The sequence below is a fragment of the Streptomyces sp. NPDC014870 genome, assembly GCF_043081505.1.
Classification (GTDB): Bacteria; Actinomycetota; Actinomycetes; order Streptomycetales; family Streptomycetaceae; genus Streptomyces.
In genome coordinates this window covers 94,083-116,245 of the sequence record NZ_JBIBWQ010000017.1, presented here as the reverse complement: position 1 = coordinate 116,245, position 22,163 = coordinate 94,083, and the positions used below count along the sequence as shown (strand labels likewise).

Genomic DNA, 22,163 nt, shown 5'->3' with positions numbered 1-22,163 from the left:
GCTCAGCCGTCGGCCGTGGTGCGGCGGCGCTTCCACCAGATCAGGCCCGCGCCCACCGCCGCGAGGACGGCGGCGAGGCCCACGACCAGGCCGACGGGCGTGCTGGAGCCCGTGTCGGCGAGGTCGCCGTCAGGGTCCTTCGCCGGCGGGGTCTGCCCGCCGCTCCCGTTGCCGTTGCCCGGCGTCGACGGGCTCGGGGCCGGGGTCGTCGGCTTGTCGGTCGGGTCGGGGCCCGGCTTGGACGGGGTGGGCGTCGGCGTCGGAGTCGTACCGCCGGAGTCCTTGCCGGTGTTGTTGCCGCCGAGGAAGGCGGTGTCCGTGTCGGCGTAGGCGGTGGTCGACTTCACGGCGGCGTTCACCGTGTCGGGCATCTCCGGGTTCTCCGCCTCGAAGCGGGCCTTGGAGACGTTCTGCTTGGGCTGCTTGGAGAAGTCCACGCCACCCAGGTAGAAGGAGAACTCCAGGACGGAACCGTCCTGCGGGTACGTCCGCTTGAAGTGGAAGTCGCCCTCACGGAAGGACTTCATGTAGTCCGCGTAGATCTTGTCGCGGTCCCACTTCGTGCGCGAGGGCCAGGCGGTCGCGTCGTCGGAGCCGATGATCGCGTGGAAGTCACCGGGCTTCACCGCGTCGCGCTGCTTGATCCACTCGGCGGCGATCCGGGAGGTGTAGACGCTGCGCAGATCGGCGTACTGGGGCGCCGTGTTGACCAGCTTCTCGACCTCGGGGATCGCGATCTCCTGGATCTGCCGGAAGTTGTACTCCTGGACCGACTCGGGCTGCTTGCACTTGAAGCCCTCGCTGAAGTCGATCTTCGCGGCCTTGACGTCCATCGGCGCGTCGAGGATGTAGAGCTTGCCGTCCTCCTCGCGCACCTGCGCAGGGGCCGGCTCGATGTAGTACCGGTACGTCTTCCAGCAGGGTGCGCCGTTGACGTGCTGGAACGAGTCCCACAGCCGGTTGCCGACCGGGTTGTTGGGAACCATGACCCGGGCCAGGTCGTGCTTCATCTCCAGGTCGGCCTCGAGCAGGACGCGGCCCGCGTCGGTCTTGGCGAGCTTGTCGTCGGTGACCTGGTCGGGCTGGTCGGGGTTGAGGTTCACCCAGAACCGGTTCGGGTGCAGCGCCAGCCAGGTGAACATCGCGTCGGACGAGAGGTCGATCTTCGCCCCGCCGCCCCACGAGGGGTTCTCGTCCTCGTCGTCGTTCATCGTGGCCTTGAAGCCGTAGTCCATGCCCTTGCCCTTGACGGGCTCGGTGATGTACCGCAGCTCCATGGTGGTGAAGTCGATGCCGCCGGGGCCCCGCATCCGGAACGGTGCGCCGGGCGCCTGGCGGGCGGCCGCCTGGCGGCGCTGCGCCTCTTCCTTCGTCCGGCCGGAGTTGCGGGCGAAGTCGTTGGCCGAGCCCCGGGAGCTGCCGCAGCCGGCCGCCTTGGCCGAGGCCAGGGTGGTGGCGGTGGGGCAGTTCTTGCCGCTGAAGGCCGGGTCCTGACGGGTGTACTGCGGGTGCGGGGTGTACCGGGCGTCCGGCACCGCGCGGTGCTGGTACCAGGAGACTCCGTGCGCCCGCAGCCGCGCCTCGACCGCCTTGCTCGGCGGCTCGCCGAAGACGTACACGACCTTGTAGCCCCGCTTGGCCAGGGCCTGGTCCACGAGCAGCTGCTTGGTGTCGATCTGCTTCGTGCCCGACTTGAACTCGTAGATGATCTTGTCGCGGCCGCTGGTCTTGATCGCGTCGAAGCGGCGGTCCTTCTTGACGTTCTCCTCGCCCAGCTCGTCGACGAGTTCCTTGAAGAGCTCCGGCATCTCCTCGGCCATGGAGTACTGGCAGTACCAGTTCTGGCCGCCCAGCTTGAAGTAGCGGGCCACCTCGGCCTCGTAGGCGTTGCCGCCCCGGGCGTTGGCCTCACCGTTGACGTAGTAGCTGTTCACGTACTCGTTGAAGGTGCCCTTGTAGGGCTGCTTCCCGGCCTGGTTCTGCTTCCAGTACGCCCAGGCGTGCTGCGGAGAGGCGTTGTCGTACTTGCTCGGGTCCGGGAGGATCTTGTCCAGTTCCTCGGCGCTGGGCAGGTCGAGGCCCGAGAGGCGCTTGCGCGGGTTGTCGAAGGAGTACGTGCGCCTGGTGTCCCCGAGCGTGCGCCACTGGTACTTCCCCGGGGCCTTGAAGCCGGGCAGGGTTCCCAGCCGGGGCGCCGAGTTGGGCGTCTGGTACATGTCGGTACAGCGCTTGGCGGCGGCTTCTGCCTCCTGGACGTTGTCCAGGATCGGCAGGCTGCCGGAGAGTATGCCGACGCTCAACGCCAGGACGGCCGCGCGGCCGAACCAACTGGAGCGCCGTGTGATGGCGGTGGTCAAGATGATCGGTCCCATGGTCAGGGGGCCACGGGTTGAAGTGCGTGCGGTCGGGTATCAGGTCACGGCCCCCGTGGAAGTGACCTGATGGTCACTCACCATAGGAGGGCCGTGTGAAGAAAGTGGCAGGGACACGCCAAGGTTCTGCGGTGTAACTCGCCCGCACAGTCTGCCACTTCGGTCACCGCCAACCCCTCCTGTCTAGAGTGGCGGGCATGTCTGACACCACGCACGGCACGACGGACGGCTCCACGGACGGGACGGCGGACGGCACCACGGACGGCGAGCGGCTGGCCGAGTGGATCGAGGACGTACCGGCCCGCGTGATGCGCCTGGACACCTGGTACACCCCCGCGGACTTCACACCGGACATGTCGGCGGAGTCGCTCGGCCTGCTGGAGGACGCGCTGGTCTTCACGTACCGGCCCGAGGGCACGCCCGAGTCGCAGGACTTCCTCCAGGGCGCGATGGCCTACCTCGGCGAGGCGCTCATGGCGGCCGGCGGCGGACGCTGGGGCTGGAGCGCCGACGACCGTCCGGTCGTCCTGCCCGACCCGGCGCTCGGCCTGGCTCCGCTCGATCCGCTGGGCCTGATCGTCGCCGCGCAGGAGCGGGACAGGTCCGGCGCGTTCACCGAGGCCGCCGACGAGCTGCGCGCGGCGGTCGCGGCGCACCGCGAGCGGGTGGCGGAGCCCGGCTGGAAGCCCGCCAAGCACGCCACCCCCGGCCTCGACCCGGGGGCGGCCGACGCCCCGCACCCCTGGCTCGCGGGCTGGCTCGCCGAGCGCGCGGACGGCCACCCCGCGTGGGCGGCGGACGCGGGGGCCGGATCCGCCGCCGGGTCCGGGACCTGGGACTTCTCCCCGGAGTCGCTGGAGACCCTGGGGCGGCTGATGGTGGACAGGTTCCCCGACAAGGAGGTCTACCGGGCCGCCGAGGGCACCCCGTTCGTCCAGGGCGCCGTCTGGTACGTCGGTGAGGTCGCCGTCCGCCACCGGCACGGGGCCTGGACCTACCGCGAGGCCGCCGCCGGGATCCCCCGGGACGAGGTGGAGCGGAACATCTACCTGGAGCGGCCGTTCGTCAACCAGCCCACCGTCAGGGACGGGGTCGGCGAAGTGCCCTTCTACGCCCTCCTGGCCACCGTGGGGGACAAGGACCCGGGCACCCTCCGAGAACGCCTCGCCCGCTACCGCGACCACGACCCGGAGGGCGACCCGGTGGAGTACCGCGAGGCATAGCCGCGGTCCGCAGCCGCCGGGACGGGGAAAATGCCTGGTCGGAGCCGGGATCTCGGACCATACTCGGACGTGTGTTCCTGACGATCAGTACCACCGGCACCCCCGAACGTCCCGCGACCGACCTGGGCTTCCTGCTGCACAAGCATCCCGACAACGCGCAGACGTTCTCGACCTCGCACGGCACGGCGCACGTCCTCTACCCCGAGGCGACCGCCGAGCGGTGCACGGCCGCCCTCCTCCTGGAGATCGACCCCGTGGGTCTGGTGCGGCGCGGCAAGGGCAAGGGCCGGGGCGGCGCCCCCGACTCCGCGCTCGCGCAGTACGTGAACGACCGGCCCTACGCCGCGTCCTCACTGCTCGCCGTCGCCCTCGCCACCGTCTTCAAGAGCGCTCTGCACGGCGCCTGCAAGGCGATGCCCGAGCGGGCCGCCGCGCCGCTGCCGCTGCGCGTCGAGGTCCCCGCGCTCCCCGCCCGCGGCGGCGCCGACCTGGTCCGCAAGCTGTTCGGGCCGCTCGGCTGGGACACCGTGGAGGCGGAGCCGGTGGCGCTCGACACCGCGTTCCCCGAGTGGGGCGACTCGCGCTATGTCCACCTCGTCCTCGAAGGGGAGCTGCGGCTCGCCGACGCGCTCAACCAGCTGTACGTCCTGCTGCCCGTCCTCGACGACGCCAAGCACTACTGGGTCTCGCCCGACGAGGTCGACAAGCTGCTGCGCGCCGGCGACGGCTGGCTCGCCGACCACCCCGAGCAGAAGCTGATCACCAGCCGCTACCTCTCCCGCCGCTGGGGTCTGACCCGCGACGCCATGGAACGCCTGGAACTCACGCGCCTCGCCGAGGCGGACGGGCTCGACGTCGAGGACGTCGACAACGCCGTCGACGAGACCACCGACACCGAGGACAAGCCGGTGCCGCTCGCCGAGCAGCGCCGGGACGCGATCCTCGCCGCGCTGCGCGCCGCCGACGCCACCCGGGTGCTCGATCTCGGCTGCGGACAGGGCCAGTTGGTGCAGGCGCTGCTCAAGGACGTGCGCTTCACCGACATCGTCGGCGTCGACGTGTCCGTACGCGCCCTGACCGTCGCAGGGCGCCGGCTGCGGCTCGACCGGCTCGGCGAGCGGCAGGCCGGCCGGGTGAAGCTGATCCAGGGCTCGCTCGCGTACACCGACAAGCGGCTCACCGGCTACGACGCCGCGGTCCTCAGCGAGGTCATCGAGCACCTCGACCTGCCGAGGCTGCCCGCGCTCGAATACGCCGTGTTCGGCTCGGCGCGCCCCCGTACGGTCCTCGTGACCACGCCGAACGTCGAGTACAACGTCCGCTGGGAGTCCCTCCCCGCCGGGCACGTCCGGCACAGCGACCACCGCTTCGAGTGGACCCGCGACGAGTTCCGCGCCTGGGCGGGACGCGTCGCCGAACAGTACGGCTACGGAGTCCGGTTCACCCCCGTCGGCCCCGACGACCCCGAGGTCGGCCCGCCGACCCAGATGGCGGTCTTCACCCAGGAGACCGACACCCGGAAACCCGGCACCCAGGAAACCGATCCGGCGACCCCGAAGGAGGAGCAGGCATGACCAGCACCGACACCACCCGCAGGCTGCCCGTCACCGACCTGTCCCTCGTGGTCCTGATCGGTGCGAGCGGCTCCGGCAAGTCCACGTTCGCGCGCCGTCACTTCAAGCCCACCGAGGTCATCTCCTCCGACTTCTGCCGGGGCCTGGTCGCCGACGACGAGAACGACCAGAGCGCGAGCCGGGACGCCTTCGACGTCCTGCACTACATCGCCGGGAAGCGCCTTGAGGCGGGACGGCTGACCGTCGTCGACGCCACCAACGTCCAGCAGGAGGCCCGGCGCCAGCTCGTCCAGCTGGCCCGGCAGCACGACGTGCTTCCGATCGCGATCGTCCTCGACCTGCCCGAGGAGGTCTGCCAGGCGCGGAACGCGGCCCGCCCCGACCGCGCCGACATGCCCCGGCACGTCGTCCAGCGCCACCGCCGCGAGCTGCGGCGCTCGCTGCGCGGCCTGGAGCGCGAGGGCTTCCGCAAGGTGCACGTGCTGCGGAGCGTCGAGGAGGTCGACGCCGCCCAGGTCGTCCTGGAGAAGCGGTTCAACGACCTGCGCCACCTCACCGGACCCTTCGACATCATCGGCGACATCCACGGCTGCCGCTCCGAGCTGGAGACCCTGCTCGGCAGGCTCGGCTACGTCGACGGCCACCACCCCGAGGGCCGTACGGCCGTCTTCGTCGGCGACCTCGTCGACCGCGGCCCGGACAGCCCGGGCGTGCTGCGACGGGTGATGTCCATGGTCGCGGCCGGGGACGCGCTCTGCGTGCCCGGCAACCACGAGAACAAGCTCGGCCGCTGGCTCAAGGGGCGCAAGGTCCAGGAGACCCACGGACTCGCCGAGACCATCGAGCAACTGGGCCGGGAGAGCGAGGAGTTCCGCGCCGAGGTGGGCGCCTTCATCGACGGGCTCGTCAGCCACTACGTTCTCGACGAGGGCAGGCTGGTGGTCTGCCACGCCGGTCTGCCGGAGAAGTACCACGGCCGGACCTCCGGCCGGGTGCGCTCGCACGCGCTGTACGGGGACACGACCGGGGAGACCGACGAGTTCGGGCTGCCCGTGCGCTACCCGTGGGCCGAGGAGTACCGCGGCAAGGCCACCGTCGTCTACGGCCACACACCCGTCCCGAACACCTCGTGGATCAACAACACCCTCTGCCTCGACACGGGCGCCGTCTTCGGCGGGAAGATGACCGCGCTGCGCTGGCCGGAGCGTGAACTCGTCGACGTACCGGCGGAGAAGGTCTGGTACGAGCCCGCCCGGCCGCTCACCACGGACGCGCCCGGTGGCCACGAGGGCAGGCCGCTCGACCTCGCCGACGTGCACGGACGCCGGATCGTGGAGACCCGGCAGATGGGCAACGTCTCCGTGCGCGAGGAGAACGCGGCGGCGGCCCTGGAGGTCATGAGCCGGTTCGCGGTCGACCCGCGCCTGCTCGCCTACCTGCCGCCGACCATGGCACCGACCGCGACCTCGAAGGAGGACGGCTACCTGGAGCACCCGGCCGAGGCGTTCGCGCAGTACAAGGCGGACGGGGTCGAGCGGGTCGTGTGCGAGGAGAAGCACATGGGCTCGCGGGCCGTGGCGCTGGTCTGCCGCGACGCGGACGCGGCCCGTGAGCGGTTCGGGGTCACCGGAGTGACCGGCGCCCTGCACACCCGTACCGGACGGCCCTTCTTCGACGACGAGGCGGTCACCGAGGAGGTCCTCGCGCGGCTGCGGGCGGCGATCACCGCCGCCGGGCTCTGGGAGAGCCTCGACACGGACTGGCTGCTGCTCGACGGCGAGCTCATGCCGTGGTCGCTGAAGTCGGCCGGGCTGCTGCGTTCGCAGTACGCGGCCGTCGGCGCGGCCTCCCGCGCGGTCTTCCCGGGCGCCCTCGGCGCACTGGAGCAGGCGGCGGCGCGCGGGGTCGCGGGTGTGGACACGCTCCTGGCCAAGCAGCGGGAACGGGCGGCGGACGCCGAGGCGTTCACGGAGGCGTACCGGCGCTACTGCTGGCCGACCCAGGGCCTCGAAGGGGTGCGCTTCGCCCCGTTCCAGATCCTGGGCGCGCGGGGCCGCGCGCTGACGGCCGTGCCGCACGACGAGCAGCTCGGGTGGCTCGACCGCCTGGTCGACGCCGACCCGACGGGCCTGCTCCAGGTCACCCGCAGACTCGTCGTCGACACGGGGGACGAGGAGTCGGTCAGGGCCGGGGTCGAGTGGTGGCTGGAGATGACGGCCGCCGGTGGCGAGGGCATGGTCGTCAAGCCGCTCGCCGCGCTCGTCCGGGGCGCCGACGGCCGGCTCGTCCAGCCGGGTGTGAAGGTCCGCGGCCGCGAGTACCTGCGGATCATCTACGGCCCGGAGTACACCCGCCCGGAGAACCTGGAGCGGCTGCGCAACCGCTTCCTCGGCCACAAGCGCTCGCTGGCGCTGCGCGAGTACGCGCTCGGCCTGGAGGCGGTGGACCGGCTGGCCGAGGGCGAGCCGCTGTGGCGGGTCCACGAGGCCGTGTTCGCGGTGCTCGCCCTGGAGTCGGAGCCGGTGGATCCGCGTCTGTGAGGTGAGAACCACGCGCGAGCCGCCCGGCTCCGTCAGGATGGTCGCATGGGATTCCATGTCGATTCCGAGACCGGGCGGCTCCGCCGCGTCATACTGCACCGGCCCGATCTGGAGCTGAAGCGGCTGACACCCTCCAACAAGGACGCTCTCCTCTTCGACGACGTGCTCTGGGTGCGCCGCGCCCGCCAGGAGCACGACGGGTTCGCCGACGTGCTGCGCGAGCGGGACATCGAGGTCCATCTCTTCGGGGATCTCCTCGCCGAGTCCCTCGAACTGCCCGCCGCCCGCAAGCTCGTCCTCGACCGGGTCTTCGACGAGAAGGAGTACGGCCCGCTCGCCGCCGACCACCTCCGCGCGGCCTTCGACTCGCTGGACGCCGTCGCGCTCGGGGAGGCGCTCGTCGGGGGCATGACGAAGCGCGAGTTCCTGGCCGCGCACCGGGAGCCCACCTCGGTCCGGTTCCACGCGATGGACCTCGACGACTTCATCCTCGGCCCGCTCCCGAACCACATCTTCACCCGGGACACCTCCGCCTGGATCTACGACGGGGTCTCCATCAACGCGATGCGCTGGCCCGCCCGGCAGCGCGAGACCGTCCACTTCGAGGCCATCTACAAGCACCACCCGCTCTTCGCGGGCCCGGAGGCGGGCAGCTTCCACCTCTGGTCCGAGGGCCAGGCCGACTACCCGTCCACCATCGAGGGCGGTGACGTCCTCGTCATCGGCAACGGAGCCGTGCTGATCGGCATGAGCGAGCGGACCACCCCGCAGGCGGTGGAGATGCTGGCCCGGGGGATGTTCGCGGCCGGCTCGGCCCGGACGATCATCGCCCTCGACATGCCGAAGCGGCGCGCGTTCATGCACCTCGACACGGTGATGACCATGGTCGACCAGGACACCTTCACCCAGTACGCGGGGCTCGGCATGCTCCGCTCGTACACCATCGAACCGGGCGACGAGGGGCAGTCCCTGCGGGTCACCGACCATCCGCCCGAGCAGATGCACAGCGCGATCGCCGCGGCGCTCGGCCTCCAGGACATCCGGGTCCTCACGGCGACGCAGGATGTCCACGCGGCGGAGCGCGAGCAGTGGGACGACGGCTGCAACGTCCTCGCCGTCGAGCCGGGGGTGGTCGTGGCGTACGAGCGGAACGCGACCACCAACACCCATCTGCGCAAGCAGGGCATCGAGGTGATCGAGATCCCGGGCAGTGAGCTGGGCCGGGGGCGCGGCGGCCCGCGCTGTATGAGCTGCCCGGTGGAGCGCGACGCCGTGTGAGGAACGGTCCGGGACGACGAGTGTGCGGCGTCACTGTATAGCCATACTGATATACGTATACACTTCCAGTCGCTGACATGTTCGCCGTCCCCGACCGTATCCAGGAGCGCCCCATGGCCACCGACCTCATCGGCCGCCACTTCCTCAAGGAGCTGGACTTCTCCGCCGAGGAGTTCCGTGGTCTCGTCGACCTGGCCGCCGAGCTGAAGGCGGCCAAGAAGGCGGGCGCCGAGGTCCAGCGGCTGCGGGGCCGGAACATCGCCCTGATCTTCGAGAAGACCTCCACCAGGACCCGCTGCGCCTTCGAGGTCGCCGCCGCCGACCAGGGCGCCTCCACCACGTACCTGGACCCCTCCGGCTCGCAGATCGGCCACAAGGAGTCGGTCAAGGACACCGCCCGTGTCCTCGGCCGGATGTTCGACGCCATCGAGTACCGGGGCGACAGCCACTCGAAGGTCGAGGACTTCGCCACGCACGCGGGCGTCCCCGTGTTCAACGGTCTGACGGACGACTGGCACCCCACCCAGATGCTCGCCGACGTCCTCACCATGACCGAGCACACGGACAAGCCGCTCGCCGAGGTCGCCTTCGCCTACCTCGGCGACGCCCGCCTGAACATGGGCAACTCCTACCTCGTGACCGGCGCCCTCCTCGGCATGGACGTCCGGATCGTGGCCCCGAAGGCCTACTGGCCCGGTGAGGCGGTCGTCGCCTCGGCGCGCGCCCTCGCGGAGACCAGCGGCGCGAAGATCACCCTGACCGAGGACGTCGGCGAGGGAGTCAGGGGCGCCGACTTCGTCGCCACCGACGTCTGGGTCTCGATGGGGGAGCCCAAGGAGGTCTGGGACGAGCGGATCGCGCACCTCCTGCCGTACGCCGTGACCATGGACGTGCTGCGCGCCACCGGCAATCCGGCCGTGAAGTTCCTGCACTGTTTGCCCGCCTTCCATGACCTCGGCACGGCCGTCGGCCGCGACATCCACACCCGGCACGGGCTCACCGAGCTGGAGGTCTCCGACGAGGTCTTCGAGTCGGCGCACTCCGTCGTCTTCGACGAGGCCGAGAACCGGATGCACACCATCAAGGCGGTCCTCGTCGCCACGATGGCGGGCGACCTCGGGTAGCCGCATACGAGGCACCTCGGATAGCGATACGCCCGATTGGGTGTATATGCGACCTCGTGGTTACCATCGGATCGATCGGTGGGGTTCGGGCTCACAAGCCCGGACCCCACTCGCGCGTCCACACCCCGGGCGCCCTGCTCGACCAGAGATGAGAACCCCCGCATGTCCCCGTCCGCGCCGCGGATCAAATCCCCCCAGCAGCTGATCGCCGAATCCGGCGCGGACCTCGAAGGCCACGGCCTCAAGCGCACCATGGGCCTCTTCCAGCTCGTGTGCTTCGGCATCGGCGCGATCGTCGGCACCGGGATCTTCGTCGGCCTCTCCGACAGCGTCGCCGAGGCCGGCCCCGCCGTCGTCGTCTCCTTCGTCCTGGCCGCGATCACCTGCGTCTTCACCGCCTTCTCCTTCGCCGAGCTGGGCGGTGCGATCCCGGTCTCCGGGTCCTCCTACTCCTTCGCGTACGCGAGCCTCGGCGAGCGCGTCGCGTTCCTCGTCGGCTGGTGCCTGCTCCTGGAGTACGGCGTCTCGGTCTCCGCGGTCGCGGTCGGCTGGAGCCAGTACCTGAACGAGCTCCTGGACAGCCTCGTCGGGCTCCAGCTGCCGCAGGCGCTCTCCGCCGGACCCGGCGACGGCGGTGTGGTCAACCTGCCCGCCGTGGTGGTCATCGCGCTCGCCGCCGTGCTGCTTGTGCGCGGCGTCCGGGAGAGCGCCCGGGCGACGGCCGCGATGGCCGTCCTCAAGCTCGGGATCCTGGTCCTGTTCTGCGCGATCGGCTTCAGCGCCTTCCAGGACGGCAACCTCGCGCCGTTCGCCACCCACGGCGCCGCGGGGATCACCGCGGGCGCGTCCGTGGCGTTCTTCTCGTACATCGGCTTCGACGCCATCACCACCGCAGGCGAGGAGGTCAAGAACCCCCGCCGCAACATCCCGATCGCGATCCTCGTCTGCATCGGGGTCGTCACGGTGCTCTACTGCGCGGTGGCGCTCTCCGCGATCGGCGCGCTCGGCGCCGATGCCGTCGCCGACAAGCCGGCCGCGCTCTCCCTCGTCGTCGACCAGGTCACCGGATCCTCGATCGGCGGCGGGATCATCGCCTTCGGCGCCGTCGTCGCGATCGCGTCCGTCGTCCTCGCGGTGATGTACGGACAGACCCGCATCCTCATGTCGATGTCCCGGGACGGGCTCGTCCCCCGGGTCTTCGAGCGGGTCTCCCCGAAGAGCGCGACCCCCGTCGCCAACACCTGGATCGTGGCCGCCGTCTTCGCGGTCCCGGCCGCCTTCGCCTCGCTCGACGTGGTCGTCGGCCTGACCACCATCGGCACGCTCGCCGTCATGGCCGTCGTCAACATCGCCGTGATCGCGCTGCGCCGCCGCGACCCGGAGCTGCCGCGCTCCTTCCGGGTGCCGTTCTACCCGCTGAGCCCGCTCCTCGGCGTCGGCTTCTGCCTGTACCTGATCTGGGGCACCGGCTGGGCGACCTGGCTGCAGTTCGCGGCCTTCCTGGCCGTCGGAGCGCTCGTCTACGCGTTCTACGGGCGCCGCAACTCGCGGCTCGCCGCCACCGCCCCTGTGGCGGTCACCGCTCCCGCGGACGGCGCTGCCTCGGCACCGCGGGAAGGGTGAACCAGACCGCCTTGCCGTGCGCGGTGGGGCGGTGGCCGCAGTCGCCGGCGAGCGCCCGGACGAGGAGCAGCCCGCGCCCGTGCTCCTGCCACGGGTCGGGCCACTCGCCGGGGCCGATCAGCTCGCCCGGCCCCGCCGGGCGCCGGTCGTGCACCTCGACCTGACAGCCGCCCGGCAGCAGCTCGACGACCAGCTCGATCGGATCCCCGGGGGCCGTGTGCTCGACGGCGTTGGCGACCAGCTCGGCGGTGAGCAGCTCGGCCGTGTCGCTGTCGGCGGGCGCGGCCGGCTCGGCGAGCGCGGCGCGGACCACGGCCCTGGCCATCGGCACGGCGGCGGTGGTGTGCGGAAGCTCGATGCGCCAGGAGGTGGGGCTGGTGGCGTCGGTGGCGTCGGCCATGGCGGGCTCCCTTCGCCGCGGGCAGGTGGGGGGAGGGGACGCACCCCGACACGTCCGGCTTTCCACCTTACGAACCGTGTCGGCCGATTCCATGGGCACCCCCTCCTCGATGGCGGGGACCAGTGCCTCCAAGGTGCCGGGACCTTCGTACCTCCGCGATATCGTGCACTCGTGACGGTGGTCACATTGCAGTGATACGCTCCGGGGAGGAGGAAGGGAGGGCGTCCCCCATGAGCCCCTTTACCGGCTCCGCACCCCGAACCGAGCGCTGGCGGCACCTGCGGCTGACCGTCGACGACGGCGTCGCCACCGTCACCCTCGACCGCCCCGCGAAACTCAACGCGCTCACCTTCGGCGCCTACGCCGACCTGCGCGACCTGCTCGCCGAGCTGTCCCGGGAGCGGGCCGTCCGCGCCCTCGTCCTCGGCGGCGAGGGTCGCGGCTTCTGCTCCGGCGGCGACGTGGACGAGATCATCGGCGCCACGCTCGCCATGGACACCGCCCAGCTGCTCGACTTCAACCGGATGACCGGACAGGTCGTCCGCGCGATCCGCGAGTGCCCCTTCCCCGTGATCGCCGCCGTCCACGGCGTCGCGGCCGGCGCGGGAGCCGTGCTCGCCCTCGCCGCCGACTTCCGGATCGCCGACCCGACCGCCCGCTTCGCCTTCCTCTTCACCCGCGTCGGGCTCTCCGGCGGCGACATGGGCGCGGCCTACCTGCTGCCCCGGGTCGTCGGCCTCGGCCACGCGACCCGGCTCCTCATGCTCGGCGACCCCGTCCACGCGGCCGAGGCGGAACGCATCGGCCTCCTCAGCGAGCTCACCGAGGAGGGCGCCGCCACCACCCGCGCCGCCGCACTCGCCCGCCGCCTCGCCGACGGCCCGGCCCTCGCCCACGCCCAGACCAAGGCCCTGCTCACCGCCGAACTGGACATGCCGCTGGCGGCCTCCGTCGAGCTGGACGCAGCCACCCAGGCGCTCCTCATGAACGGGGAGGACTACGCCGAGTTCCACGCCTCCTTCACCGAGAAGCGCCCCCCGAAGTGGCGGGGGCGCTGACGATGCCCGCGCCCGAGGCGGGCCGCGCCCCGGCCCCCGGGGCCCCTGCCGCCCCGCTCCGGATCGCCGTCGTCGGCGGCGGACCCGGCGGGCTGTACGCGGCCGCGCTGCTCAAGCGGCTCGACCCCGGCCGCGAGGTCACCGTCTGGGAGCGCAACGCCCCCGACGACACCTTCGGCTTCGGTGTCGTGCTCTCGGACGAGACCCTCGGCGGCATCGAGCACGCCGACCCCACTGTCTACCGAGCCCTCCAGGAGGAGTTCGTCCGCTGGGACGACATCCACATCGGCCACCGCGGCCGGCTCCTCACCTCCACCGGTCACGGCTTCGCCGCCCTCGGCCGCCGCCGGCTCCTGGAGATCCTGCACACCCGCTGCGCCGAACTCGGCGTACGGCTCCGCTTCCGCACCGAGGCGCCGCCGGCCGCCGAACTGGCCGCCGACCACGACCTCGTCATCGCCGCCGACGGCGTCCACAGCGCCACCCGCGAGGCGCACGCCGACGTCTTCCGCCCCCGGATCACCAGCCACCGCTGCCGCTACATCTGGCTCGCCGCCGACTTCGCCCTCGACGCCTTCCGCTTCGAGATCGCCGAGACCGAGCACGGCGTGATGCAGCTCCACGGCTACCCCTTCTCCTCCGACGCCTCCACCGTCATCGTCGAGATGCGCGAGGAGGTCTGGCGGGCCGCCGGCTTCGACACGATGGACGAGGACGAGTCCACCGCCCACTGCGCCAAACTCTTCGCCGACGTGCTCGGCGGCCGTCCCCTGCGCTCCAACCGGTCCTCCTGGACCGCCTTCCGCACGGTCGTCAACGAGCGCTGGTCCCACGGCAGCACCGTCCTCCTCGGCGACGCCGCCCACACCGCGCACTTCTCCATCGGCTCCGGTACCAAACTCGCCGTCGAGGACGCCCTCGCGCTCGCCGCCTGCGTCGAGGAACAGCCCACCCTCCCCGAAGCACTGGCCGCGTACGAGGCCGAACGCAGGCCCGTCGTCGAGTCCACCCAGCGCGCGGCGGCGGCCAGCCTGCGCTGGTTCGAGGAGATCGCCGGCCATCTCGACCAGCCGCCACGGCAGTTCGCCTTCAACCTGCTCACCCGCAGCCGCCGTGTCACCCACGACAACCTGCGGCTGCGCGACCCCCGGTTCACCGAGGCGGTGGAACTCGACTTCGGCTGCCCGCCCGGCACCCCGCCGATGTTCACCCCCTTCCGGCTGCGCGGCCTCACCCTGCGCAACCGGATCGTGGTCTCCCCGATGGACCTGTACGTCGCCGAGGACGGCCTCCCCACCGACTACCACCTCGTCCACCTCGGAGCCAGGGCCCTCGGCGGCGCCGGGCTCGTCATGACCGAGATGGTCTGCGTCAGCCCCGAGGGCCGCATCACCCCCGCCTGCACGGGCCTGTGGACCGACGCACAGGCGGAGTCCTGGAGTCGGGTCACCTCCTTCGTCCACACCAACGCCCCCGGCACGGCGATCGGCGTCCAGCTCGGCCACTCCGGCCGCAAGGGCTCCACCCGCCGCATGTGGGAGGGGATCGACCAGCCGCTCCCCGAGGGCAACTGGCCGCTCGTGGCCGCGTCACCCCTGCCGTACCGCGCCGGGGTCAACCAGGTCCCGCGCGCCCTGGACCGGGCGGGCATGACCGCCGTGCGCGAGGAGTTCACGGCCGCCGCCCGGCGCGCCGCCGCCTGCGACTTCGACCTCCTCGAACTGCACTGCGCCCACGGCTACCTGCTCTCCGGCTTCCTCTCGCCGCTCACCAACCACCGCGACGACACCTACGGCGGCCCGCTGGAGAACCGGCTCCGCTTCCCGCTCGAAGTCTTCGACGCCGTACGGGAGGTGTGGCCCGAGGACCGGCCGATGACCGTGCGGCTCTCCGCGACCGACTGGGCGGACGGCGGCACCACGCCCGAGGACGCGGTGGAGATCGCCCGCGCCTTCGCCGCCCACGGCGCGGACGCCCTCGACGTCTCCACAGGCCAGGTCGTCCCCGACGAACGCCCCGAGTACGGCCGCTCCTACCAGACCCCGTACGCCGACCGGATCCGGGGCGCGGTCGGCGTGCCGGTCATCGCCGTCGGCGCGATCTCCTCCTGGGACGACGTCAACTCGCTCCTCCTGGCCGGCCGCACCGACCTCTGCGCCCTGGCCCGCCCGCACCTCTACGACCCCCACTGGACCCTCCACGCGGCGGCCGACCAGGACTACCGGGGCCCGGCGGCCCCCTGGCCCGCCCCGTACCGCGCGGGCAGCCGCACACCCCCGACGGGCCGCACGGACGCCCCCAAGCCCCGGCTCACCCTGAACTGACGTCCGCGAACCGCGCCCCCAGGTCCCGCAGTCGCTCGTGCAGCTCCGCGAAGACCGCCGCCGAACGGGCGCCCGGCCAGTCCTGGGGGAGCAGCTCGGCCGGCAGCACCGGGTCGGCGTACGGGAGGCGGCGCCACGAGTCCAGGGCGAAGAGGTAGTCGCGGTACGCGTCCTCGGCAGTACCCGGCGCCGCGGTCCAGGCCCTCAGCACCGGCTCGTGGGCGGCCAGGAACTCCTCGTGGAGCTTGGCGATCGACGGCAGGTCCCACCAGCGGGCCACCGACTCGGCCGTCGGCGCGTATCCCAGGTGCTCGCCCCGGAAGAGGTCCACGTACGAGGAGAGCTCCAGGCGCTCAAGGGTGTGGCGGGTCTCCTCGTACAGCCGCGCCGGGGCGATCCAGACGCCCGGCGCCGCCGTCCCGAAGCCCAGCCGGGCCAGCCGGGAGCGCAGCAGGTGGCGCTTGTGGCGCTCGGCCTCGGGGACGGTGAAGACGGCGAGCACCCAGCCGTCGGAGAGCGCGGGCTCGGCGCGGGCGTAGATCCGGCGGTCGCCGTCGTCCAGGAGCTGGCGGGCATCGTCCGACAGGACGTACCCGGCGGCCCCGTCCGCCGTCCGCCGGGGCAGCAGCAGTCCCCGCCGCTTCAGCCGGGACACCGACGAGCGCACCGACGGCGCGTCCACGCCGAGCACCGCCAGCAGCCGGATCAGCTCGGCCACCGGCAGCGGCTCCTCACCGGGCGCGAGGCCGCGGCCGTACGCGCCGTACAGCGAGACGATCAGGGAACGGGGGGTGTGCTGCTCGACCACGTGATCACTCTAGAGGCACCCCTAGGGCGTGTCCTCCGGGGTCGCGCGCAGCCGGAAGCGCTGGAGCTTGCCCGTGGCCGTCCGGGGCAGGGCGTCCAGGAACACGATCCTCCGGGGGCTCTTGTACGGCACGAGCCGGGCCCGTACGAAGGCCCGCAGCGCGCCCGCCGTCTCCGCGTCGCGCGGCACCCCGTCCCGTACCACCGCGTACGCCACCACGATCTGGCCGCGCAGCGCGTCCTCGTGCCCCACCACCGCCGCCTCGACCACGTCCGGATGGGCGAGGAGCGCCTCCTCCACCTGGGGGCCCGCGATGTTGAAGCCCGCCGAGATGATCATGTCGTCGGCGCGGGCGACGTAGCGGAAGTAGCCGTCGGCGTCACGGACGTACGTGTCGCCCGTGACGTTCCAGCCCCCGTGCACGTACTCGCTCTGGCGCGGGTCCGCCAGATACCGGCAGCCCACCGGGCCGCGCACCGCGAGCAGCCCCTCCTCGCCGTCCGGGAGTACGGTGCCCGACCGGTCCACCACCCGTGCCTGCCAGCCGGGGACCGGCCGGCCGGTGGTGCCCGGGCGGATGTCGCCGTCGGCCGCCGAGATGAAGATGTGCAGCAGCTCCGTCGCCCCGATGCCGTTGATGAGCTTCAGGCCGGTGCGGGCGTACCAGGCGTCCCAGGTCGCGGCCGGCAGGTTCTCGCCCGCCGACACGCACCGGCGCAGCGAGCCGAGCGTCGACACGTCGTGGCCGCCGTGCCGGTCGATCTCCTCCAGCATCACCCGGTACGCCGTCGGCGCGGTGAACAGCACCGACACCCGGTGCGCGGGGATCGCCGCCAACAGCTGCTTGGGGCCCGCCTGTTCGAGCAGCAGCGCGCTGGCCCCGGCGCGCAGCGGGAAGAGCACAAGACCGCCGAGCCCGAAGGTGAACCCGAGCGGAGGGGAGCCGGCGAAGACGTCGTCGGGCTCGGGGCGCAGCACGTGCGCCGAGAAGGTGTCGGCGACCGCGAGCACGTCCCGGTGGAAGTGCATGCACCCCTTCGGCCGCCCGGTGGTGCCCGACGTGAAGGCGATCAGGGCCACGTCGTCGGCGGCGGTCTCCACCGCCTCGTACGTCTCCGGCGCGGCCGAGGCGAGGGTCAGCAGGTCGTCCGGGGCGTCCCCGCCGAACGCCGTGATCCGCAGCCCCGGCACCTCGGCCTTGACCAGGTCGTCCACCGTCCGGACGTCGCACAGCGCGTGCTCGCAGCGGGCCATCTCGCACATCACGGCCAGCTCCTGGGCGCGCTGCTGGGCCAGGACCGTGACGGCCACGGCGCCCGCCTTCATCACCGCGAGCCAGCAGGCCGCCAGCCAGGGGGAGGTGGGGCCGCGCAGCAGCACCCGGTTCCCGGGCCGGACACCGAGGTCGGAGGTGAGGACGTGGGCGATCCGGTTCACCCGCCGGCTCAGCTCTCCGTACGTCCAGACGTTGCCGTCGCCGTCCCGGAACGCGGGTCGCTCCGTGCCGAATCGTTCCACCGTACGGTCGAGCAGCTCCGTGCCGCAGTTGAGCCGCTCCGGGTAGTCGAGCCCCGGCAGATCGAAGAGCAGTCGGGGCCACTGGTCGGCGGGCGGCAGGTGGTCGCGCGCGAAGGTGTCGTGGTGGGCCGAGGGGGTCAGCTCCATGAGTTCGTCCCCTTGTCGTGGTGGGGTCGCCCAACGAGCGTATCGTGATGATGACGACAGTCAACGGTGCGCGATAGAAGTGGTGTCGGCGAACAGGACAGGGGTCCGAATGTCCGTATTCTCACTCGATCCACAGCAGACCACCCGCTGCGCGGAACTGCGCGCGCTGGCGGCCGAACGGCTCCGGCCGATCGCCGACAAGGGCGAACCGGGCCGCGTCAACCGCCCTCTGGTCGCCGCCCTCGGCGAGTACGGCCTGCTGGCAGGGCTCTTCGAGGCCGGCGCCCTCGACCTCTGCCTGCTCCGCGAGTCCCTCGCCCAGACCTGCACGGAGGCCGAGACCGCCCTCGCCCTCCAGGGCCTCGGCGGCCACCCGGTCGCCGCCTTCGGCAGCCCCGAGCAGCGGGCCCGCTGGCTCCCCGAGATCGTCGCGGGGCGAGCCGTCGCCGCCTTCGCGCTCAGCGAGCCCGAGGCCGGCTCGGACGCCGCCGCGCTCGCCCTGGAGGCCCGCCCGGACGGGGCCGGCGGCTGGCGGCTCCACGGCGAGAAGCGCTGGATCTCCAACGCCCCCGAGGCCGACTTCGCCACCGTCTTCGCCCGGACCACCCCCGGCGCGGGCGCGCGCGGCGTCACCGCCTTCCTGATCCCCGCCGACCGGCCGGGACTCTCCGGCGCCCCGCTCGACATGCTCGCCCCGCACGCCATCGGCAGCCTCGTCTTCGACGGCGTCCCGGTCGGCCCCGAGGACCTCCTCGGCGAGCCCGACCGGGGCTTCCGGGTCGCCATGACCACGCTCAACCGCTTCCGCCCGAGCGTCGGCGCCTTCGCGGTCGGCATGGCCCAGGCCGCCCTCGACGCCACCCTCGCGCACACCGCCACCCGGCAGGCCTTCGGCGGCGTCCTCGGCGACCTCCAGGCCGTCGCCCACCAGGTCGCCGAGATGGCCACCCGTACCGAGGCCGCCCGCCTCCTCGTCTACGCGGCGGCGGCCGCCTACGACGCCGGGGCGGACGACGTGCCCCGCCGCGCGGCGATGGCGAAGCTGCTCGCAACCGAGACCGCGCAGTACGTCGTCGACGCGGCCGTCCAACTGCACGGGGCGCGGGCGCTGCAACGCGGCCATCTCCTGGAACACCTCTACCGCGAGGTCCGTGCCCCCCGCATCTACGAAGGCGCCACCGAGGTCCAGCGCACGATCATCGCCAAGGAGCTGTACACGGCGGCACGCACCCCGCAACCGGAACCGCCGCAACCCGAGTCTCCGCAACCGCATGAGCCGCACCCGGGATCCCCGCAACAGGAACCGCCGCGACACGAGCAGCCGCAGCCGCAGCCCCAGGCGCAGGAGGCCACGGCATGAGCCTGCACCGGCACAACCCCGCCGAACTCTCCCCGCCCACCGGCTTCTCCCACGCCGTCACCGCCACCGGCTCCCGACTCGTCCTGCTCGCCGGGCAGACCAGCCTCGACCGCGACGGCAAGGTGGTCGGGGAGACCCTGCCCGAGCAGTTCGAGACCGCCCTCGCCAACCTCCTCACCGCCCTCCGGCACGCCGGCGGCTCCCCGGCCGACCTCGCCCGCGTCACGGTCTACGCCACCGACGTCGCCGACTACCGGCGCCACGTCGCCGAACTCGGCAGGATCTGGCGGCGGTTGGCCGGTCGTGACTACCCGGCGATGGCCGTCGTCGGAGTCGTACGGCTCTGGGACGAACAGGCGCTGGTGGAGGTGGACGGCCTCGCCGTACTGGAGTGACCGCCCGCGCCCTTGATCAACTGGAGAGTCGCAGGGCCCGGGCTTAGTGTCGAAAGGTGGACTGACCGGCCCACGGCCTCCCTCAGTGAGCGAGGGCGCGATGACTACACCGAACCCGATGCCCGACCCCGCACAGACCACGTCGCCGCCCGAGAAGAGCGGCGACGGCAAGGGCATCGCCCTCTTCGTCATCGCCTCCTGCCAGCTGATGGTCGTTCTCGACATCACGATCGTCAACATCGCGCTGCCCCACATCCAGGATTCGCTGAACTTCTCGACCACGAGCCTGTCGTGGGTGGTCAACGCCTACACGCTGACCTTCGGCGGACTGCTCCTGCTCGGCGGACGCGCCGGTGACATCCTCGGCCGGCGCCGGGTCTTCGTCTTCGGCATCCTGCTCTTCGGATTCGCCTCGCTGCTCTGCGGACTGGCCCAGAACGACTGGCAACTGCTCGCCGCCCGGGCCCTGCAGGGCGTCGGCGGCGCGATAGCCTCCCCGACCTCGCTGTCCCTGATCACCACCAACTTCGAGGAAGGCCCGGAACGCAACCGGGCCTTCGGTGTGTTCGCGGCCGTCTCCGCCGGCGGCGGAGCGATCGGCCTCGTCGCCGGCGGACTGCTCGTCGAATGGCTCGACTGGCGCTGGATCTTCTTCGTCAACGTGCCGATCGCGCTGCTCATCGTCTTTCTCACGCCCCGCCACATCAAGGAGTCCGAGCGCCACCCGGGCCACTTCGACCTCACCGGTGCGCTCACCTCCACCCTGGGCATGGTGGCGCTGGTGTACGGGTTCATCCGGGCCGCCCAGGAAGGCTGGCGGGACCCGTGGACGCTGGTCTCCTTCGGCGCGGCGGTCGTCCTGCTGCTCCTGTTCATCCTGGTGGAGCGGCGCTCCCGGCAGCCGATCACCCCGCTGCACATGTTCGCCGACCGCAACCGTGCGGGCACGTACGCGATCATGCTCTGCCTCGCGGCGGCCATCTTCGGCATGTTCTTCTTCCTGACGCTCTGGGTTCAGGGCGTCCTGCACTTCAGCCCGATCAGGACCGGCCTGGCCTTCCTCCCCGTGAGCGCGATCATCGCGGTCGGGGCCGGACTCACCTCCAACCTCCTGCCCAGGTACGGCCCCAAGCCCTTCATGGTGGCCGGATCGTTCATGTCGGCGGTCGGCCTGTCCTGGCTGACCCTGACCGATGTCGACTCCACCTACCTGGGCAGCATCCTCGGCCCGATCCTCGTCTTCGGCTTCGGCATGGGCCTGATCTTCGTCTCGCTGACCATCATGGCGCTGTCCAACGTCGAGCAGCAGGAGGCCGGTGCCGCGTCCGGCCTGCTCAACGCCACCCAGCAGGTGGGTGGTTCGCTCGGTCTGTCGATCCTGGTGACGGTCTTCGGCACGGCCAGCCGCAACGAGGCCAAGGACCAGATCCCCGCCTTCCTCTCCCAGGCGAGTCCGCTGGAGAAGGCCCAGTTCGCCAGGACGGGTGAACTGCCGCCGCCCTGGTCGGACGAGGTCCTCACGGCCGGTGTCTCCTCCGGCTTCATCACGGCGGCGATCTTCTCCGTCGTCGCGTTCGTGATCTCCATCTTCGTGATCCAGGTCCGCGCCTCGGACATCGAACGCCTCAAGGGCGGCATGCCACCCCCCGGCTGATCCCGCGGTGGCCGCCGGACCGGACCGGGCGATCACGCCACGTACGATCGGGGACGTTCTCGTAGTCACTCTCCGAGGGAGCTTCCCCATGGCCCAGATCGCGTTCAAGGGCAACCCCGTGCAGGTCAACGGCGAACTGCCCGCCCCCGGCAGCGTCGCCCCGGCGTTCTCGCTCGTCGCCAAGGAGCTGTCCGACAGCTCGCTGAAGGACTTCGCCGGCCGCCGCAAGGTGCTGAACATCTTCCCGAGCATCGACACGGGCGTCTGCGCCGCCTCGGTCCGCGCGTTCAACGAGAAGGCCGCCGACCTGGACAACACCGTCGTGCTCTGCATCTCCGCGGACCTGCCCTTCGCGCAGTCCCGTTTCTGCGGCGCCGAGGGACTGGAGAACGTGCAGACGCTCTCCACCCTGCGCGACCGTGACTTCCACACCAACTACGGCGTCGACATCGCCGACGGCCCGCTGGCCGGCCTGACCGCCCGCGCGGTCGTCGTCCTCGACGAGAACGACACGGTGCTCCACGCCGAGCTCGTCGGCGAGATCGCCACCGAGCCGAACTACGAGGCCGCCATCGCCGCCCTGAAGTCCTGAAGCAGCCGGGACCGGTACGGGCGGGCCGCCGACGCGGCGCCCGCCCGTACCGCCTGACCAGCCCACGACCGCCGGGTGAACTCTGGTGGAAGCTTCGCCCCAGGGCGATTCGCGAGGCCCCGGCGCCGGGGATAGTGATCCCGGTCAGCCAGAGTTCACGCACGTGGGGGTTC

The 22,163-nt window shown here is 71.9% G+C and carries 16 protein-coding genes; 12 read left to right on the top strand and 4 right to left on the bottom strand.

What is annotated here, in order from left to right; all coding sequences use genetic code 11:
- Positions 1-2: 2 nt before the first annotated feature.
- Entirely contained in the window at positions 3-2,357 is a 2,355-nt protein-coding gene (locus ACF09C_RS37110) for an LPXTG cell wall anchor domain-containing protein (RefSeq protein WP_392098060.1), read from the bottom strand.
- Between the two features lie 212 nt (positions 2,358-2,569).
- On the opposite strand from ACF09C_RS37110, the gene ACF09C_RS37105 reads away from it, so the two are divergent.
- From ACF09C_RS37105 to ACF09C_RS37080, 6 genes are all read left to right on the top strand, one after another.
- On the top strand, positions 2,570-3,595 hold the full coding sequence (locus ACF09C_RS37105; RefSeq protein WP_392098059.1) for a hypothetical protein: 1,026 nt from the start codon (positions 2,570-2,572) through the stop codon (positions 3,593-3,595).
- Positions 3,596-3,666: 71 nt separating this feature from the next.
- Complete coding sequence (locus ACF09C_RS37100) at positions 3,667-5,169, top strand: 3' terminal RNA ribose 2'-O-methyltransferase Hen1 (RefSeq protein ID WP_392098057.1); 1,503 nt, start codon at positions 3,667-3,669, stop codon at positions 5,167-5,169.
- Positions 5,166-7,709, top strand: coding sequence for a polynucleotide kinase-phosphatase (locus ACF09C_RS37095; RefSeq protein WP_392098055.1), 2,544 nt, complete (start codon positions 5,166-5,168; stop codon positions 7,707-7,709). The genes ACF09C_RS37100 and ACF09C_RS37095 overlap by 4 nt, the downstream gene beginning before the upstream one ends.
- A 45-nt stretch (positions 7,710-7,754) precedes the next feature.
- Positions 7,755-8,987 carry an arginine deiminase gene (locus tag ACF09C_RS37090; RefSeq protein ID WP_362421619.1) on the top strand — a complete coding sequence of 411 codons (1,233 nt, stop codon included), beginning with the start codon at positions 7,755-7,757 and terminating at the stop codon, positions 8,985-8,987.
- A 113-nt stretch (positions 8,988-9,100) separates the two neighbouring features.
- A complete protein-coding gene (gene argF, locus ACF09C_RS37085) occupies positions 9,101-10,111 on the top strand; it encodes an ornithine carbamoyltransferase (RefSeq protein ID WP_392098091.1) in 1,011 nt (336 codons plus the stop codon).
- Between the two features lie 162 nt (positions 10,112-10,273).
- Positions 10,274-11,734, top strand: a complete 1,461-nt coding sequence (locus ACF09C_RS37080; RefSeq protein WP_392098053.1) for an amino acid permease — start codon at positions 10,274-10,276, stop codon at positions 11,732-11,734.
- On the opposite strand, the gene ACF09C_RS37075 is transcribed toward ACF09C_RS37080, so the two are convergent.
- Positions 11,688-12,134, bottom strand: a complete 447-nt coding sequence (locus tag ACF09C_RS37075; protein WP_392098051.1) for an ATP-binding protein — start codon at positions 12,132-12,134, stop codon at positions 11,688-11,690. The genes ACF09C_RS37080 and ACF09C_RS37075 overlap by 47 nt on opposite strands.
- A gap of 230 nt (positions 12,135-12,364) precedes the next feature.
- On the opposite strand from ACF09C_RS37075, the gene ACF09C_RS37070 reads away from it, so the two are divergent.
- Positions 12,365-13,192 (top strand): enoyl-CoA hydratase family protein, encoded by an 828-nt coding sequence (locus ACF09C_RS37070; protein ID WP_392098049.1) that lies wholly within the window; start codon positions 12,365-12,367, stop codon positions 13,190-13,192.
- A gap of 2 nt (positions 13,193-13,194) precedes the next feature.
- On the top strand, positions 13,195-15,516 hold the full coding sequence (locus ACF09C_RS37065; RefSeq protein WP_392098089.1) for a bifunctional salicylyl-CoA 5-hydroxylase/oxidoreductase: 2,322 nt from the start codon (positions 13,195-13,197) through the stop codon (positions 15,514-15,516).
- Here the strand turns inward: ACF09C_RS37065 and ACF09C_RS37060 are convergent.
- Positions 15,503-16,324 (bottom strand): PaaX family transcriptional regulator C-terminal domain-containing protein, encoded by an 822-nt coding sequence (locus tag ACF09C_RS37060; protein ID WP_392098047.1) that lies wholly within the window; start codon positions 16,322-16,324, stop codon positions 15,503-15,505. The two genes, ACF09C_RS37065 and ACF09C_RS37060, sit on opposite strands and share 14 nt — an antisense overlap.
- Positions 16,325-16,345: 21 nt before the next feature.
- Positions 16,346-17,989 (bottom strand): AMP-binding protein, encoded by a 1,644-nt coding sequence (locus tag ACF09C_RS37055; protein ID WP_392098045.1) that lies wholly within the window; start codon positions 17,987-17,989, stop codon positions 16,346-16,348.
- Between the two features lie 109 nt (positions 17,990-18,098).
- Here ACF09C_RS37055 and ACF09C_RS37050 point away from each other — a divergent pair, with 109 nt between their 5' ends.
- The 4 genes from ACF09C_RS37050 to tpx all read left to right on the top strand — a co-directional run bounded on the left by ACF09C_RS37050 (position 18,099) and on the right by tpx (position 21,990).
- Complete coding sequence (locus ACF09C_RS37050; RefSeq protein ID WP_392098044.1) at positions 18,099-19,349, top strand: acyl-CoA dehydrogenase family protein; 1,251 nt, start codon at positions 18,099-18,101, stop codon at positions 19,347-19,349.
- On the top strand, positions 19,346-19,744 hold the full coding sequence (locus tag ACF09C_RS37045) for a RidA family protein (RefSeq protein WP_392098042.1): 399 nt from the start codon (positions 19,346-19,348) through the stop codon (positions 19,742-19,744). The genes ACF09C_RS37050 and ACF09C_RS37045 overlap by 4 nt, the downstream gene beginning before the upstream one ends.
- Positions 19,745-19,862: 118 nt before the next feature.
- Positions 19,863-21,398, top strand: a complete 1,536-nt coding sequence (locus tag ACF09C_RS37040) for an MFS transporter (RefSeq protein ID WP_392098040.1) — start codon at positions 19,863-19,865, stop codon at positions 21,396-21,398.
- Between the two features lie 88 nt (positions 21,399-21,486).
- Positions 21,487-21,990, top strand: coding sequence for a thiol peroxidase (gene tpx, locus ACF09C_RS37035; RefSeq protein WP_392098038.1), 504 nt, complete (start codon positions 21,487-21,489; stop codon positions 21,988-21,990).
- Positions 21,991-22,163: the final 173 nt, after the last annotated feature.